Genomic DNA, 16,594 nt, shown 5'->3' on the forward strand with positions numbered 1-16,594 from the left:
GAACTACCGTACAAGCAAGTCCAGAGGAGTTTAGCCTGATGTCCGCATTGTTCCAGCCCTACAAGCTCAAAGACGTTTCCCTGCGCAACCGGATCGCCATTCCGCCGATGTGCCAGTACACCGCCGAAGACGGCGTGATCAACGACTGGCATCGTGTCCATCTGGCCGGTCTGGCGCGCGGCGGCGCGGGGCTGGTGATCGTCGAGGCGACGGCCGTGTCGCCTGAAGGCCGTATTACGCCGGGCTGTGCGGGCATCTGGACGGACGAGCAGGCGCAGGCTTTCGCGCCGGTCGTGGCGTCGATCAAGGCCGCTGGCTCGGTGCCGGGCATCCAGATCGGCCACGCGGGCCGCAAAGCCAGCGCGAACCGTCCGTGGGAAGGCGACGACCACATCGCCGACGACGACAGCCGCGGCTGGCAAACCATCGCGCCGTCGGCGATCGCGTTCGGCGGCAATCTGCCGAAGGTGCCGAAAGCCATGACGCTCGCCGACATAGCGCGCGTTCGCGAAGATTTCGTCGCCGCCGCCAGGCGTGCGCGGGACGCGGGCTTCGAATGGCTCGAACTGCATTTCGCGCATGGCTATCTCGGCCAGAGCTTCTTCTCGACCCACTCCAACCAGCGCGACGACGCTTACGGCGGCAGCCTCGAGAACCGCAGCCGCTTCATGCTCGAAACGCTGGCGGCGGTGCGCAAGGTGTGGCCGGAGCATCTGCCGTTGACGGCGCGTTTCGGCGTGATCGAGTACGACGGACGTGACGAGGAGACCTTGGTCGAATCGATCGAACTGGCGAAGAACTTTAAGCGCGAAGGGCTGGATATGCTGAGCGTCAGCGTCGGCTTCTCCACGCCGACGGCGGCGATTCCGTGGGCGCCGGCGTTTCTCGCGCCGATCGCCGAGCGCGTGCGGCGCGAGGCCGGCATCCCGGTTTCGTCGGCCTGGGGCATCGATACGCCGGAACTGGCGGATCGTTCGGTGAAGGACGGGCAACTGGATCTGGTGATGGTCGGTCGCGCGCATCTGGCCGATCCGCACTGGCCGTACCATGCGGCGAAGAAGCTCGGCATCGAGCGTCCGTCGTGGACGTTGCCGGCGCCTTACGCGCATTGGCTGGAACGCTATAAGGTCGCCTAAGCTTCCGCCCCGAGTTTCCTGTATCGATTGATCGTGCCGCTTGTCGCGCCAATTCATGCGCCGGGGCAGGCGGCACATCTCATTCTGTCTCCACGCGAGCGGCCGGCGCCGCGCCTTGCCACGCGCTAGACCGACTGCAGCGCCTGGAGCATCTCATGTCCGAGCGCTCTGCGCGCTCGTGCTCGCCTATTTCCGGGGGCAATCGCAATCGGAGATCGCGCATACGCTCGACGCGCCGGTCGGCACGGTCAAGAGCTGGATCAGCCGTGGACTGGAGTCGTTACGCGCCATGGCCGATGCGCGACATGTGTCACATGCGCCACAGCACGGTGGGCTCTACTGATCCGTTGGCCGTGCTGCGTAATCACGGATGAATTGCCCGCGTGCCGCGCGACCAACCTCATGTGTACTAGCGGAAAAGGAATCGACGCGCTTGCGGAACGGCCCTTGCTGCAAGGTCATTTCATTGACCTGACACGGAGGCTTGACGCATGACCCCTTATATCGTCGCTCACATGATGTCCTCGCTCGACGGCCGCAGCCTGACGGACGGCTGGCACCTCGACTTCGCGTCGGACCTGTATGAAGACACGGCTGCCACTTTCGAAGCCGACGGCTGGATCTGCGGGCGCGTCACCATGCAGGAGATTTCGCACGGCACGGATTATCCGAAAGGGCTCGCCAAGGGCGCGGTGCCTCGCACCGATCATTTCGTCGAACGCAAAGCGGACCAATACGCGATTTCGATCGATCCGCAGGGCCGCGTGGCGTGGAAGACCAACACCGCGCTCAAGTCGCATGTGATCGAAGTGCTGACCGAACAGGTTGCCGACGACTACCTCGCGTATCTGCAGTCGATCGGCGTGTCATACGTGTTCGGCGGCAAGACCGAGATCGATCTCGGCAAGGTCGTGCAGACATTGGCACGTGAGCTCGGCGTGAAGAAGCTGATCGTGGAGGGTGGTTCGCATGTGAGCGGAGCGTTCGTGAACGCCGGTCTTGTCGACGAAGTGAGCGTGCTGATTTTGCCGCTGGTGGATGGGCGCAGCGAACATCCTTCCTCGTTCGAAGTGGCGATGGAGAAGTGGCAAGCGCCCGCGTATCTGAAGCTCACATCCGTTGAAAAGAAGGACCACGATTCGGTGTGGCTGCGCTATACGAAGGCCTGAAACGTGAACGGCAGAGTGGGACCGAAATCCGACTCTGCCGAGCGCTGTTCACGATCACTCCGGTTCGACAAATCGGCCAAGCGTTATCAGCCTTTGGTGTGTTCCGTCGAAAGCCAGCCGCCGCTTACGCCGATCTCGCCAATCTGCTTGGCCACCGCGTCGGCGAGGCGCTTCGCGTCCGCTGACACGCCGGCACGTTTGGTTTCGGATGCGGCGTGCAAGCCGCCGCCCACCGCCGCCGAAGTCGCGATGCTGCCGGCCGCCGCGCCCACGCCCGCGGTCTCGACCATGCCAGGCGCCTTGCCGCTGTCGGCGTTGGCGGTGAAGGTTTGCACCAGACGCGGTGTGCCGCCCGCGGGCTTATACAGAATCTGCACCGAGCTGCTGACCTGACTCTTGCCCGCACCGAGGCCGATCAACATGCGGCGACGGCGATTGCCCGAGTCGATCGTATCGAAGCTGCCTTGCACGAGCAGCACATTCTGATCGGCCGGTGCGGGGACGTCCGAGCGGATCGCACGCAGACCCATCGACTGCAACTGATGCACGATTTCGTTGGCGACCTGCTCGCGGACTTCGGCGGACTCGGCGGCTTGCTTTTGCGCAGTGGACGAACCTTCGAGTTGCGTCTTCACTTTCTGCATCATGCCGCCGTCCAGTTTGACCTGTTCCGAATTGGCGTCGAAGGTGTAGACATAGATGTTGTCCGGGCGCACCTGGACCGGCGTGCTCGCCGTGCTTGCATCCTTGATGCTGCTGCCGGCGCAACCGGTCAGCAGCGCGCTGCAGCAAACCATCGTCACGCAGGCCAAACGGGCGGCATTTTTTCTGAGGAAATTCACTGAAGTCAACATGTTGATCCTGTCGTCGGCACGCGGTGCCGGAATGTTCGAACGGTTCTCTCGATGATCGGGCAACCGTGGGATCGTTGATCATCGGCGAAACGTCTCGCTCTTGAAGCACCCTTGATCTCATGCGTTCTGTTTCGTACGCACCGGCAGCGAAACGAAGTATGGTCGCGTCACTTCCCGAACTCCATTCAACAATTATTTCGTCCTATGTCACGGCGCGGACAGACACGCCGAAGGCGTCGCGCGGGGCTTTCGCGTGTCGCGAAAGTCAGCGGACGCAGCGGGAAAAGAGAGGCTGTGCGGATGTGGATCGACCGCGCCGGCAAGCGGCGTGAAGTTGTACAACTACGCGTGCAACCGTGCGTGCGGCGCCATGCGTATCGGCCATCAGTTCAAGGCGAGCTTGATGATGCAGCCAAGGACAAAAACCAGTAGGACGGCGGCGACGGCCAAGTTCAGCGGGTAGCGCATTCTTCACCAGGGCACCAGTGTTGCGGTGCTCATATCCTAATCACCTGACGGAAGATGAGAAGGGGTCAGTGAAGCGGCAATGTGGGAAAGCTAACGCAGCATGCTGAATGGTTAGACGGCCTACAGGCGGGAGCGCTTCCAAGCGGGCACTCCGACCGCTTGAGTTGCCGTGCGGCTGTTTATCGAAAGAAAAATGCTCGCGTGCGCAGCGCACTAGCTTGCGTGTCGCACGGTCACTCAGCTAGCGAGCCACGCGGGGATGAAGCACGGCATGGACTGATCACGTGGTTCATGTGCGGCGTCACGGCGAAGCTGACGTCGTGACGCCACGGCAAGAATTTACTGCGCCAGAGCCGGCGGCGGCATCCCGCCCGGCGCGCCATGCGGCGCCTTGTTCGCGGCGGCGAGGTCTTCCGACAGACTGGTGCGCAGCGTCGCGATCGCCTGATCGGGATTGGCGGGCCTCAACTGCTCGCGAGCCAGCGAGTCATACACGTAGTGGCGCAGCATCGGATCTTGCGTCTTGTTCAGCACGTCGTGATACACGGCGATGATTTCGCCTTGATGTCCGCTCATCGCATACAGGCGGCGCAACTGTTCCAGATCGTTGATCACCGCGATGCCGGGACCCATCGGACCCATCCGGCCATGCGGCGGCCCGTCGCCGCGCTGCGGCTCGCCATGCGCCTGAGGGGCCGCGGGCGGCGGCGCTTCCTGGGCAAACGCGGCCGTCGCGGCCAGAGTCAGAACGGCGCTGAGCGCCGTGCTCAAGATTGCTTTTTTCATGAACTCGCTCCCATCGAGACAGGGCCGGCGCTACAGCGCGCCGGCACATGAGCAACGATAGTCGACATGCCGGTTCGTAGGGTTACTGAAGCCGCCTTGTAACTTACCGGGCCTTCCATGCCGCGCGGGCAACGGCCGCCTGGTCCCGTCGACAGGTAGCGCGCGAGCCAGGGTGTGCCCGCTGGCGGATTGTTTCCGGATGGCGCATGATTGAGCGATGTGCCGTCCGACCCCAGAACCCGCCCGTTCCAGCGGACGCTCGGCGCACGCGACGCCGCCAGTGCATGCGTCACGGAAACACTACGCAGCGATGCACCGCCGGCGAGTATTCAACCGTTAAGGAGGATTTCGCATGGACCGACCTGACGCCGCCAATCCGTTTGGCGATTTCACCAAAATGCTGGAGCAGTTCAAGCTCCCCGGCTTCGACGTACCCGCCATCATGGAAGCGCGACGCAAGGACATGGAAGCACTGGTTCAGGCGAATCAGACGGCCTTCCAGGGGATGCAGTCGCTTGCGCAGAAACAGGCCGACATGTTGCGCTCGACCCTGAGCGAATTGCAGTCGCTGACGGGCCAGTTGTCGGCCGGTGGTGCCGCGCCTTCGGGCAAAGCTGCCGAGTTGATCCAGCAGAGTCTGCACAAGTCGCTTGCCGATATGCAGCAACTGGCTCAAGCAGCGTATCAAACGCAAGCCGAGTCGTATGCGGTCATCGCAAAACGCGTAGAAGAAAACGTGCAGGAGCTCAAGTCGCTTTTGCAGCAGCAAAAAAAGTAACGGACGCTGACGCGTCGAATCGCTGACGCGTTACGTTCGAATGACCGATGCCGCGGATGACTTTCGAGTCCTCCGTGGCATTTTTTTGTTACGCGAATCACGCTCACTGAATCGATTTTCTCTTCACACGAAAAGCCTTTTGAGGCGTCGTATTGTCAGAGGAAAACAGGCATTTTGCTCGACTTTTTCGGCATCCACTTACATTGGCTGCGCAATGCTGCGCGCGTTATTTTTTTCTGCATGGACCTTGGACAGTTTGCTTCGCTGTTGGCTTTTAACGAGCCGTGAAGCGGAAATGCCGGGTCAAAGCGCCGCCCCTTGGTGATCTGGTTCCGAAATATCGAATACGTTAAAACGGCGCCGCGCGACGGAAAGGTTTAAATCCTTTTGCAAACGATTGCAGCGTCTCGCCGCGATGGTTAAAGTTTCACGCCGCCACTCCGTAGACGCATTCACGCTGCTCAACCAGTGTGAATACGACACGGCAGCACCGGCGAAGCGTGCGCCCCTTGTTTCCCGTCCGTGATCGGCTCGGCGCCTGGTCACGAGCGTTTCACCTCGAAGGAAGTCACTTGAAACCGATGCTCTATTCCAGCATTGCCCGCGCGATGCTCGGAGCAAGCTGTGCGCTGTCGTTCGCCGCGCACGCGACGCTCGGCCAGAACGTCAGCACCGTCGACGGCGATCAGTCCCGCTTGCGCGCGGTGGCTCACACGTCCACTACGCAAAGCGCGTATTCGGTACACCTGATGACGCTGCCGTCCGGCACGCTGGTGCGCGAGTACGTCGCGCGCAACGGCATCGTGTTCGGCGTCGCGTGGGAAGGGCCGACGCTGCCGGACTTGAAATCCATACTGGGGTCTTCATTCGACGTGTACGTCGCCGCCACCGCGAAGCGCCGCGGCACGCCACTCGCGGTTTCCAGCAGCGACCTGGTCGTGTACTCCGGCGGGCATCTGCGCGCTTTCTCCGGCTATGCCTATTTGCCACAAGCGGTGCCCGCGGGCGTCGATGTCGGCGTTATTCAATAATGGAGCGGATCATGCGACATAGGTCTTCGTTCAAGACTTTGCTGTGCGCGGCGCTGCTCGCGTTGCTCGTCAGTGCGTGCGGCGGCGGGGGCGGCAGCTCCAGCGGCTCGGGCAGCGCGGCCGGCACCAATGGTTCGACCGGTACTTCATCCGGTCCCTCCGTGGCCAGCACCTCGCCTTCGTCGCAGACGCTGGCCGCGAACGCGGTGAGCGTGACGGTCGATTCCGGCGTGAGCGATGTGCCGAACATGCCGTTCGTCAGCCTCACGATCTGCACGCCGGGCACGACGCAATGTCAAACCATTGACCACGTGCTGGTCGATACCGGGTCGTGGGGCCTGCGCCTGTTCGCATCCCAGTTGCCCGCTTCGATGACGCTGCCGCAACAGAAAGACGCATCGGGCCATCTGGTTGCCGAATGCATGCAGTTCTTCGACGGCTACACGTGGGGCCCGGTCAAGCTCGCCGATCTGCAGATTGCCGATGAAAAAGCCGCCTCGCTGCCGATCCAGGTCATCGACCCGAACTACGCAACGCTACCCGCCGATTGCGCGAACTTCGGCGCATCGCGCAATACGCCGGACACGTTGCAGGCCAACGGCATTCTCGGCATCGGCGTGTTCAAGCACGATTGCGGCGCGAACTGCGTGCAGCAGGCGCTGGCAGGCACGTACTATGGCTGCAGCGGCACGACATGCACGTCGATTCCCCTCGCCGAAGAACTGCAGGTGGCTAATCCGATTCCGTACTTCGCCGCCGACAACAACGGTTCGATGCTGAGCCTGCCGACGGTATCGGGCGCCGCGCAGTCAGTCACCGGGCAACTGGTGTTTGGCATCGGCACGCAGACCAACAATTCGCTGGGCGGCGCGCTGGTGATCGGCGTGAATCCGTCGAATGGCACCTTCACGACCGTGCAGAACGGCACCACGTATTCGCGCAGTATCCTGGACAGCGGCTCGACGGGCCTGTTCTTCCAGACCAGCGCGTTGCCGGTCTGCGCGAGCCCGAACAGTGCGTACTACTGCCCAGTGTCGACCGAGCAACTGAGCGCGCTGATCCAGGGCGTGAACGGCGCCACGAGCACGGTGAATTTCAGCGTCGGCAATGCCGCGACGATTGCGCAGATGTATAGCGGCAATTCGGCGCTGCCGCTGCTGGCGGGACCGGCTTTCGTCACGTCCGCGATCTTCGATTGGGGGCTGCCGTTTTTTTATGGCCGCAATGTGTACGCCGCAGTCGAGCAGCAGCCGACGCCCGGCGGCACGGGGCCTTACGTCGCGTATTGAATCGGTTGAAGCCATAGACGTCCACATTCGATTCCGGCAGCGTCGCGTAAATCGACTTTCTGACGTACGCGAGATCGATGCTTTCGCTCCAGCATGTCATGAAATGGAATTTGACCGGCACGCGCGCGGTATGAGCGATCGCCTTGCACGTCTCGATGGTTTCGAGCGCACCCGGCTAGCGCCGCCTCGTAGCCCGCTTCGCCGGGGCTGCCTGAGCGGCGACAGGCGCGGGCTGCAACGGCGGCTCGGACGCCACGGGCTGCTGCGGCACAGGTGTCACGTCCACCGATTGCAGCGGCGCGGGTGAAGCCTCGATCGGCGCCGCCGGCTGCGCGCCGGCTTGCGCGGCACCCTGACCCGGCGGCGTCGCCGCTTCTCTCGGCTGCGACTTGTCGCCAGCCCCTTCGATCACGCGATGCACGAAGCGCAGCTTTTCCACCACCGGCGCAGCCAGCGTGAACGGATACCCGTCCGGCATGCCGAGACTGCGATTCAGGCTGTTCAGCGCATAGGTGAGCGGAAACCAGCGCTTCATCAGATTCTCGAAGCTCGCGTCTTCCACCGGCGTGCGGTCGGTCAGCGTCGGCTCGCTCGGGTCGTCGGGCAGGAGCGCCACACCGTACGAGGTCGACGTATCCAGCACATCGACGATCAGCATGTAATGCGCCCACGTCTCGGCCCAATCTTCCCAGGGATGCATCGTGGCATACGCGCTGATATACGACGCCTGCCACTCGGCCGGCGCGCCGTCGCGATAGTAAGCCTTCAGCGCCTCGCCATAATCGACGCTCTCGTCGCCGAACAGTTTGCGGAACGGCTCGAGCCAGCGCGGGTTGTTCTCCACCAGTTGGCTGAAGTAGTAGTGCCCGGTCTCGTGCCGGAAATGGCCGAGCAAGGTGCGGTAGGGCTCGCCCATCGCGGTACGGACTTTCTCGCGATACGCGTCGTCGGCCTCGGCGATGTTCAGCGTGATGAGCCCGTTATCATGGCCAGTCATGACGCGCGAACCGTCGCCGCCGTCCTCGAGGAATTCGAAGGCGAGGCCGTGCTCGGGATCGGCCTGGCGCGACTTCACGTCGAGGCCGAGTTCGGCCAGCGTGTACAGCAGACGGCGTTTGGCCATCTCCAGCCGGTACCAGTAGAGCCGGTTGTCCGGCGCGCTCAGATTCGGAATCGTGAGGGTCAACTGGCAGGCGCGGCACAGCACGTCCGGCGAGTCGGCGGGAATCATCCAGTTGCAGACGTTTTCGACGGCATAGTTGTGGCATTGACGGAACAGCGCGCCTTCGGCGCCCGGATGCAGGCTGCGCCAGCGGCCTTCGCCGGCATCTTCGAACGCGCTGATTTCCGCCAGTTCAGGCACATAGCCGAGCAATGACTCGCAACGTTCGCAACGAACGTTTTCGTAGAACACGAGGTGCGAGCAGTGATTGCAGTGGAAGGTTTTCATCGGTCGAGTTTGGGACGTAGGAGGGCAGTCATAAGCGAACACCTGCCGCAATCTTCATGCCGCATTTGCCAGACGTCACTGGTTTAACGCACATTACGTGCATGATCGTGCATGAGCGCTGCGCCGCTTTGGTGCGCGGCCTTGAAAACGGCGGTGGAAGGGCGCTTTGTTCGATCGACCGGACGGTCGGCGAGGCGCGGCATACTTCACGAGAGGCGGTGATCCGGGCAGTACAGGCAGTTCACGCAGTTTTTCGCACTTGTTCAACAAGCGTTCAGTAAACGGCATGAAGCTTGCTTTTTGGCGGGCTGCCATCCTTCGTCCAGGAGTCCGGTGTGTCCATACGCGTCGCGTTGCATCATGTCACACATTACCGTTACGACAGGCTGGTTTCACTGTCGCCCCAGGTCGTGCGTCTCAGGCCTGCGCCGCATTGCCGGACCCCCATCCTGTCGTATTCGATGCGGGTCGAACCGGCCGAGCACTTCATCAACTGGCAGCAGGACGCGTTCGCCAACTATCAGGCCCGGCTCGTTTTCCCCGAGAAGACGCGCGAATTCAAGGTGACCGTCGATCTGGTCGCCGAGATGGCCGTCTACAACCCGTTCGACTTTTTTCTCGAGCCCTCGGCCGAGCAGTTTCCCTTCGACTATTCGCCCGGCCTCGCGCTGGAACTCGCGCCGTACCGCGTCAAGCGGCCGATGACGCCGCGCTTCGCCGAGTTCGTCGCGAGTATCGACCGCACGCCGGCCGGCACCGCCGACTTCCTCGTCGCTCTGAATCAGCGGCTGCAACGCGAGATCCGCTACCTGATCCGCATGGAGCCGGGCGTGCAGACGCCCGAGGAAACGCTCGTGAGCGCCGCCGGCTCGTGCCGCGATTCAGGCTGGCTGCTGGTGGAGATCTTGCGGCAATTGGGACTGGCGGCGCGCTTCGTGTCCGGCTACCTGCTGCAACTCGCGCCCGACGTCAAATCCATCGACGGCCCGAGCGGCACCGAAGTCGACTTCACCGACCTGCACGCGTGGTGCGAGGTCTATCTGCCGGGCGCCGGCTGGATCGGCCTCGATCCGACCTCCGGGCTGCTGGCGGGCGAAGGGCATATCCCCGTCGCCTGCACGCCCGAGCCGGGCAGCGCGGCGCCGATCTCCGGCGCCGTCGACGAGTCCGAGGTCGAGTTCGACCACACCATGTCGATCGAACGGGTCTTGGAGACGCCGCGCGTCACCAAGCCGTTCAGCGAAGCGGTGTGGGCCGATGTGCTGAAAATGGGCGCGCAGGTCGACGGGCAGCTCGCCGACATGGACGTGCGTCTGACGATGGGCGGCGAGCCGACCTTCGTCTCGGTGCGCGATCGCGACGCCGCCGAATGGAACACCGACGCGCTCGGCCCGACTAAACGCGGCTACGCGGTCGCGCTGATGGACAAGCTGCGCTCGCGTTACGGCGCGAACGGCTTCCTGCATATCGGCCAAGGCAAGTGGTATCCGGGCGAGCAATTGCCGCGCTGGGCGATGTCGCTGTACTGGCGCGCCGACGGCGAGCCTTGCTGGCACGACCCGGCGCTGTTCGCGGACGAACGCGAGCCCGGCACCTACACCGCCGCGGACGCACAACGCTTCCTCGCGCATCTGGCGATCAAGCTCTCGCTCGACACGGATTGCATCCAGCCCGGTTTCGAGGACGTCTGGTACTACCTGTGGCGCGAGCGCCGTCTGCCGGTCAACGTCGATCCCTTCGACGCACGGCTGGACGACGAACTGGAGCGCGTGCGCCTGCGCCGCGTGTTCGACGCCGGGCTGGGCGGCGCGACCGGCTTTGTGCTGCCGCTCGCGCGCGAACGCGAGGTGCCCGGCGAGGCGCCGCAATGGGTTAGCGGCCGCTGGTTTTTCCGCGACGAGCGCATGTTCCTGATTCCGGGCGATTCGCCGATGGGTTATCGCTTGCCGCTCGATTCGCTGCCGTGGGTGTCGAAGACCGACTATCCGTACCAGCACGCGCACGATCCGTTTGCGCCGCCCGTGCCGTTGCGTTCAGCCGCGCAGTTACGCATGCAATACGACGGCGAGCAGCGCACCATGAGTCCCGCCGACGCGCGGCGCGCGGCGGCGTTGTCGTCCTCTGCGGCGGAGTTGCTGAGCGGCATGCCCGGCAGCGGCGTGCTGGCCTATGCGCGTCAGCCCGGCGACCAGGCGGCGCCGGCGCGCGGCCAGTCGTCGAAAGAAACGATCCGCACGGCGATTTGCGTCGAAGCGCGCGACCCGAAACGCGCGGCCGGTCCGAAGGCCGAAACGGACGCGTTCGGCAGCGGCCGCACGCTGCTGCATGTGTTCATGCCGCCGCTCACCGAACTCGACGACTATCTCGATCTGCTCGCCGCCGTCGAAGCGACGGCCGCCGAGTTGCGCATGCAGGTGGTGCTCGAAGGCTATCCGCCGCCACGCGACGCGCGTCTGAAAGTGCTGCAGGTCACGCCGGACCCCGGCGTGATCGAGGTGAACATTCATCCCGCGGCGAACTGGGATCAACTGGTCGATCACACGGAGTATCTGTATCAGTCGGCGGCTGAAAGCTATCTGAGCAGCGAGAAGTTCATGACCGACGGCCGGCACACCGGCACCGGCGGCGGCAATCACTTCGTGCTCGGCGGCGCGACGCCCGCCGACAGTCCGTTCCTGCGCCGTCCCGATCTGCTGGCGAGCCTGATCGCGTACTGGCACAACCACCCGTCGCTGTCGTATCTGTTTTCCGGGCTGTTCATCGGGCCGACCAGCCAGGCGCCACGCATCGACGAAGCGCGCAACGATCAGGTCTACGAGCTCGAAGTGGCGTTCCGCGAATTGCAACGGCAGATCGACATGCTCGGCGGCCGCGACAGCGCGAGCCTGCCGGCGTGGATGATCGACCGCTCGCTGCGCAATATCCTGATCGACGTGACGGGCAACACGCACCGCGCCGAGTTCTGCATCGACAAACTCTATTCGCCCGATGGTCCGACCGGCCGTCTCGGCCTGCTCGAATTGCGCGGCTTCGAAATGCCGCCGCACGCGCGCATGAGTCTCGTGCAGCAACTGCTGCTGCGTGCGCTGGTTGCGCGTTTCTGGCACACGCCGTACACACAGCGGCTCACGCGCTGGGGCACCGAACTGCACGACCGCTTCCTGCTCGGCACCTTCGTGAAGATGGATTTCGACGACGTGCTCGGCGAACTGAACCGCGCGGGCTTCGCCTTCGACAGCAGCTGGTTCGCGCCGCACTTCGAATTCCGCTTCCCGCTGGTCGGCGAGACCACGGTGAACGGCGTCTCGCTGACCATCCGCAACGCGCTCGAACCGTGGCACGTGATGGGCGAGGAGGGATCGCCGGGCGGCACGGTGCGGTATGTGGATTCGTCGGTGGAGCGGCTCGAAGTGCGCGCGCTCGGTCTGAACGACAACCGCCATGTCCTGACCGTCAACGGCGTGCCGGTACCCTTGCAGCCGACCGGCCGCGTCAGCGAATATGTGGCCGGCGTGCGCTTTCGCGCGTGGGCGCAGCCATCGGCGTTGCATCCGACCATCGGCGTGGATGCGCCGCTGACTTTCGATCTGGTCGACACATGGGCTGGCCGCTCGGTGGGCGGATGCCAGTATCATGTCGCTCATCCGGGCGGGCGCAATTACCAGACCTTCCCGGTCAACGCCTATGAGGCGGAAAGCCGGCGGCGCGCGCGCTTCTTCGCGTCTGGACATACGCCGGGGCCGCTCACGGTCGATGCGCCGCATCGCAGTCTGGAGTTTCCGTTCACACTGGATCTGCGCTACTGGTGAAACCAGCACACTCTTAAAACGACACGACCTTGGCCTTTCAATCGACTTTTCCCTTCGAAACGTCCGCGGCGCGTGCGGACGCTTCGTCCCTGTTGCGCCTGCTGCCGGCCCACGAGGGACATTGGGACGAGTTACGCGACACCTCGGGCGCGTTGCGCGAACCGTGGCGGCAATTCTTCGAGCGGCTCGGCGAAGACGGCATTGCGCGGCTCGACGATCACCTCGCCTCGGTCGCGCAGCAGATCCGCGACAACGACATCAGCTACAACGTCTACGCGGATAACGGCGAGCCGAGGCCGTGGGCGCTCGACCTGCTGCCGTTCCTGATCAGCGAGGACGAGTGGGCGCATATCGAGCGCGGCGTGACGCAGCGCGCGCATCTGCTCAATGCGATCGTCGCCGATATTTATGGGCCGCAAACCTTGCTGGAGCGCGGACAATTACCGCCCGCGCTGGTCTTCGGCCACCCCGGCTATCTGCGCTCGGTGAAGGGCTACGCGCCGCCGGGCGGCCAGTTTCTGCAAGTGGTCGCGGTTGACCTGGCGCGCACACCCAACGGTGACTGGACCGTGATGGCGCATCGCACCGAGGCGCCCTCCGGCCTCGGTTACGCGCTGGAAAACCGCCTGATCGTGTCGACGCTGTTCGCCGATCCGTTTCGCGCCATGCATGTGAGCCGGCTCGCGCCGACCTACTCGCAACTGATCGCGACACTCGTGCAGGCGGCGCAGGCCACGATGCGGCACGACAGCGAAGACGCCGAGCATTCGCCGCATATTGCCTTGCTCACGCCGGGGCCGTTCAGCGAAACCTACTTCGAGCACGTGTTTCTGGCGCGCTATCTCGGCGTGACGCTGGTCGAGGGCAAGGACCTGACCGTGCGCGACGACAAGCTCTATCTGAAGACCCTCGCCGGTCTCGAACGCGTGCATGTGGTGCTGCGGCGTCTGGACGATGCGTTCTGCGACCCGGTCGAACTGCGCGCCGATTCGAGCATCGGCGTGCCCGGCTTGTTGCAGGTGATGCGCGCGGGCAACGTGATCGTCTCGAACGTGCCGGGCTCGGGCTTCGTCGAATCGCCGGCGTTGCATGGTTTTCTGCCCGGCATTGCCGAAGTGCTGCTCGATGAAGACCTCGTGTTGCCGAGCGTGGCGACGTGGTGGTGCGGCGAAGAAGCGGCGCGCGACCATGCGTTCGCGCGTCTCGACGAAGCGTTCGTCGTGCCGACGTGGCCGGTCACCGGGCGCGATGCGCCGCCCGGCGTGGAGCAAGGCCGGCAGCGCTTATCGACGTGGCGCGAGCGGATCGAGGCCATGCCCGACACCTACACGATCCAGCAGGCGCAGCGCTTTTCCTGCACGCCGCGTTACGAGGAAGGCACCATCGGCCGCCGTCCGTCGGTGCTGCGCGTCTATGCGATTGCGGACGTCAACGGCGGCTGGCATGTGATGCCGGGCGGCTTCACCCGCATGGCCGCCGAACGCCAGGCCACCGTGTCGATGCAGTACGGCGGCAGCAGCGTCGATACGTGGGTGCTGTCGAGTCAGCCGACCTCGACCTTCACGCTGCTGCCTTCGCCGATGCAGCCCGCCGACCTCGCGCGCAAGCATCGCACCGTGTCGAGCCGCGCGGCGGAAAACCTGTTCTGGGCCGGACGTTACGGCGAACGCGCTGAAAACAACGTGCGGCTGTTGCGTCTTATCCTCGGCTCGCTGGAAGGCAATGATGCCGACGCGATGTTTCCTACCCTGGTCGAACTCGCCATGCACTGCGGGCTCGTGCAATCCGGCGACATGTTCGCGCCGCATTCGCCGCAAGCTTTCGAGCGTGCGCTGGTCGCCAATCTGAGCGAGAGCACCGGCGCCGCGAGTATCGGCCAGAACCTGACCTCGCAGGCGCGCTCGAATGGGGAGGTGCGTGGGCGTCTGTCGAACGATCACTGGCGCACGATTCTCGCGGCGCGCAACGACTTCCGCGACGCGTTGCAAATGCTGATGCCGGCGCCGGGATACGGTAATGGTTCATCTTCATCACAAGGTAACGGTAACGGCCGCGGCGAACGCTACGAGCGTTACGACCGCGTCACGCTGATGAACGCGCTCGAACACCTGTCGGTGCAGTTGTCGGCGATCAGCGGCGCACAGGGCGATCGCATGACACGCGACGAAGCGTGGCGTCTGCTGTTCGTGGGCCGCCACATCGAACGCGTGTCGGCGATGACCTCGTTCCTGCGCGTGGTCGCCGACAAAGGCCAGCTTTCGACGCCCGCCGGTTTCGATCTGCTGCTGCAGTTGTTCGACAGCACGCTGACGTACCGCTCGCTCTATCCGGGCCGCTTCGAAGTGCCGGCCTTGCTCGACCTGCTGGTCATCGAGCCGACCAATCCGCGTGGCATCTACGGCGTGTACGAGCGCCTGCGCAAAAAGCTCGACGAGATCGCCGTGGCGGCGGGCAGCACGCGGCATCGTCCGTTCGCTGAATTGATGGCGCCGACCGATCTGTTGCCGACGCTCGAATCGCTGTGCGAGGTGGACGAAAACGGCACGTACGTCAATTTGATTGCGGTGTGCGATCAGATCGGCGGCTTCGTCGGCGCGGCCGCGCATGAAATCAGCGCGCGCTATTTCAGTCATGCCAGCACGGTCGCCTCGCAGGTGTGGTCATGAAGCACACGCCGACCGTGCTGTCCGTCTCGCATCGCACGACCTATCGCTACTCCACGTATGTGGAGACCGCGCAGCATCTCGCGACAATCCGGCCGATTGCCTGTTCGTGGCAACGGGTGGTCTCGCACAGCGAAAAGATCGAACCCGAACCGTCCTATCTGAATAGCCGGATCGACGCATTCGGCAACGACGTGCTGTATTTCGCGCTGGATGCGCCGCATGAGCGCTTGCAACTCGTCAGCGAAACGACCGTGGCGCTCATGCCGCGTTGGACCGATCTCGATCCGGAAGCGACGCCCGAATGGGACGACGTGGCCGATGCGCTGCGCTTTCGCGTCGGCGGCCAGTTCCGGCCCGAGGTGGAGTTCTGTTTCGCGTCGCCGAATATCGTGCCGCGTCCGTCGCTGCGCGACTATGCGTTGCCGAGTTTTCCGCCCGGCATGCCCATCGCCGCGGGTGCGATCGATCTGATGCACCGCATTCACGAAGACTTCGCCTACAAGCCTTCCGCGACGATGTTCGATACGCCCGCCGAACGCGCCTTCGAATTGAAGAGCGGCGTGTGTCAGGACTTCGCGCAGGTGATGATCGGCTGCTTGCGCTCGCTGGGTTTGCCGGCGCGCTACGTGAGCGGCTATCTGCGCAACGATCCGCCGCCGGGACAGCCGAGACTGATCGGTGCGGATGCGTCGCACGCGTGGGTGTCGGTGTATTGCTCCGGCAGCGGCTGGATCGATCTCGATCCGACCAATGACGTGCTGGCCGATATGGATCACGTGACGCTCGCCATCGGCCGCGATTACAGCGATGTGTCCTTGCTGCGCGGGATGATTCTCGGCGGCGGCGCGCATCGGGTGGAAGTGGGTGTGACGGTGCTTGCGCTGTAGGGGCCGCGCCTTCCCTCTCTATTTCACATAGTTATCCCCGGCTTGGATAAGCTTCAGACCGCGACCCATGTGTCGCGGCTGCCACGCTCACGGCTACGCTCCTCTCCCGCATTCGCAAATCTCCCGCTGGTGCACGTTTGCACTCGGCATGCAGCAACGCGGCTCAATGCTTGTACCGCGCGTAAAACCTGCGGCCCTTTTGGGAAAGTTCCGGCCTTCTCTCAGTGAAATCGTCTAGCTGGCGCGAGCGCCAGCGCCGATACTTTCGTTC

At 63.9% G+C, this 16,594-nt stretch carries 12 protein-coding genes; 9 read left to right on the forward strand and 3 right to left on the reverse strand.

Going from position 1 to position 16,594, the window contains the following annotated elements:
- Nucleotides 1–38: 38 nt before the first annotated feature.
- The 3 genes from P0D96_RS04610 to P0D96_RS04620 all read left to right on the forward strand — a co-directional run bounded on the left by P0D96_RS04610 (nucleotide 39) and on the right by P0D96_RS04620 (nucleotide 2,305).
- Nucleotides 39–1,136: an NADH:flavin oxidoreductase/NADH oxidase gene (locus tag P0D96_RS04610; protein ID WP_408175082.1), complete on the forward strand. Its 1,098-nt coding sequence runs from the start codon at nucleotides 39–41 to the stop codon at nucleotides 1,134–1,136.
- Nucleotides 1,137–1,314: 178 nt separating this feature from the next.
- Complete coding sequence (locus P0D96_RS04615) at nucleotides 1,315–1,479, forward strand: sigma factor-like helix-turn-helix DNA-binding protein (RefSeq protein WP_408280930.1); 165 nt, start codon at nucleotides 1,315–1,317, stop codon at nucleotides 1,477–1,479.
- A gap of 148 nt (nucleotides 1,480–1,627) precedes the next feature.
- Nucleotides 1,628–2,305, forward strand: a complete 678-nt coding sequence (locus P0D96_RS04620) for a dihydrofolate reductase family protein (protein WP_408175079.1) — start codon at nucleotides 1,628–1,630, stop codon at nucleotides 2,303–2,305.
- 86 nt (nucleotides 2,306–2,391) lie between these two features.
- On the opposite strand, the gene P0D96_RS04625 is transcribed toward P0D96_RS04620, so the two are convergent.
- Together P0D96_RS04625 and P0D96_RS04630 are read right to left on the reverse strand one after the other, a co-directional pair.
- Nucleotides 2,392–3,159 (reverse strand): DUF4410 domain-containing protein, encoded by a 768-nt coding sequence (locus P0D96_RS04625; protein ID WP_408175078.1) that lies wholly within the window; start codon nucleotides 3,157–3,159, stop codon nucleotides 2,392–2,394.
- Between the two features lie 807 nt (nucleotides 3,160–3,966).
- Nucleotides 3,967–4,413, reverse strand: a complete 447-nt coding sequence (locus tag P0D96_RS04630; protein WP_408175076.1) for a hypothetical protein — start codon at nucleotides 4,411–4,413, stop codon at nucleotides 3,967–3,969.
- Between the two features lie 352 nt (nucleotides 4,414–4,765).
- On the opposite strand from P0D96_RS04630, the gene P0D96_RS04635 reads away from it, so the two are divergent.
- The 3 genes from P0D96_RS04635 (at nucleotide 4,766) to P0D96_RS04645 (ending at nucleotide 7,511) form a co-directional block, all read left to right on the forward strand.
- The gene (locus tag P0D96_RS04635; RefSeq protein WP_132377920.1) at nucleotides 4,766–5,191 is read left to right on the forward strand and encodes a phasin family protein; all 426 of its coding nucleotides are present in this window, start codon (nucleotides 4,766–4,768) and stop codon (nucleotides 5,189–5,191) included.
- 581 nt (nucleotides 5,192–5,772) lie between these two features.
- Complete coding sequence (locus P0D96_RS04640) at nucleotides 5,773–6,222, forward strand: DUF2844 domain-containing protein (protein ID WP_408175372.1); 450 nt, start codon at nucleotides 5,773–5,775, stop codon at nucleotides 6,220–6,222.
- Nucleotides 6,223–6,233: 11 nt separating this feature from the next.
- The gene (locus P0D96_RS04645) at nucleotides 6,234–7,511 is read left to right on the forward strand and encodes a DUF3443 domain-containing protein (protein ID WP_408175075.1); all 1,278 of its coding nucleotides are present in this window, start codon (nucleotides 6,234–6,236) and stop codon (nucleotides 7,509–7,511) included.
- A 175-nt stretch (nucleotides 7,512–7,686) separates the two neighbouring features.
- On the opposite strand, the gene P0D96_RS04650 is transcribed toward P0D96_RS04645, so the two are convergent.
- The gene (locus tag P0D96_RS04650; protein ID WP_408280941.1) at nucleotides 7,687–8,961 is read right to left on the reverse strand and encodes a zinc-binding metallopeptidase family protein; all 1,275 of its coding nucleotides are present in this window, start codon (nucleotides 8,959–8,961) and stop codon (nucleotides 7,687–7,689) included.
- A 335-nt stretch (nucleotides 8,962–9,296) separates the two neighbouring features.
- Between P0D96_RS04650 and P0D96_RS04655 the strand changes: the two genes are divergently transcribed.
- The 3 genes from P0D96_RS04655 to P0D96_RS04665 are packed head-to-tail and all read left to right on the forward strand — an operon-like array spanning nucleotide 9,297 to nucleotide 16,323.
- Nucleotides 9,297–12,770, forward strand: coding sequence for a transglutaminase family protein (locus tag P0D96_RS04655; RefSeq protein WP_408312074.1), 3,474 nt, complete (start codon nucleotides 9,297–9,299; stop codon nucleotides 12,768–12,770).
- A gap of 29 nt (nucleotides 12,771–12,799) precedes the next feature.
- The gene (locus P0D96_RS04660; RefSeq protein WP_408175072.1) at nucleotides 12,800–15,436 is read left to right on the forward strand and encodes a circularly permuted type 2 ATP-grasp protein; all 2,637 of its coding nucleotides are present in this window, start codon (nucleotides 12,800–12,802) and stop codon (nucleotides 15,434–15,436) included.
- Nucleotides 15,433–16,323 (forward strand): transglutaminase family protein, encoded by an 891-nt coding sequence (locus P0D96_RS04665; RefSeq protein ID WP_408175070.1) that lies wholly within the window; start codon nucleotides 15,433–15,435, stop codon nucleotides 16,321–16,323. The genes P0D96_RS04660 and P0D96_RS04665 overlap by 4 nt, the downstream gene beginning before the upstream one ends.
- Nucleotides 16,324–16,594 lie beyond the last annotated feature (271 nt).

The sequence above is a fragment of the Paraburkholderia sp. RL17-347-BIC-D genome (assembly GCF_046027915.1).
In the GTDB taxonomy this organism is placed as follows: Bacteria; Pseudomonadota; Gammaproteobacteria; order Burkholderiales; family Burkholderiaceae; genus Paraburkholderia.

Coding starts and splice junctions, on each gene's coding strand:
- P0D96_RS04610 (WP_408175082.1), top strand. CDS start 39: ATGTCCGCATTGTTCCAGCCCTACAAGCTCAAAGACGTTTCCCTGCGC.
- P0D96_RS04620 (WP_408175079.1), top strand. CDS start 1,628: ATGACCCCTTATATCGTCGCTCACATGATGTCCTCGCTCGACGGCCGC.
- P0D96_RS04625 (WP_408175078.1), bottom strand. CDS start 3,159: ATGTTGACTTCAGTGAATTTCCTCAGAAAAAATGCCGCCCGTTTGGCC.
- P0D96_RS04630 (WP_408175076.1), bottom strand. CDS start 4,413: ATGAAAAAAGCAATCTTGAGCACGGCGCTCAGCGCCGTTCTGACTCTG.
- P0D96_RS04635 (WP_132377920.1), top strand. CDS start 4,766: ATGGACCGACCTGACGCCGCCAATCCGTTTGGCGATTTCACCAAAATG.
- P0D96_RS04640 (WP_408175372.1), top strand. CDS start 5,773: ATGCTCTATTCCAGCATTGCCCGCGCGATGCTCGGAGCAAGCTGTGCG.
- P0D96_RS04645 (WP_408175075.1), top strand. CDS start 6,234: ATGCGACATAGGTCTTCGTTCAAGACTTTGCTGTGCGCGGCGCTGCTC.
- P0D96_RS04650 (WP_408280941.1), bottom strand. CDS start 8,961: ATGAAAACCTTCCACTGCAATCACTGCTCGCACCTCGTGTTCTACGAA.
- P0D96_RS04665 (WP_408175070.1), top strand. CDS start 15,433: ATGAAGCACACGCCGACCGTGCTGTCCGTCTCGCATCGCACGACCTAT.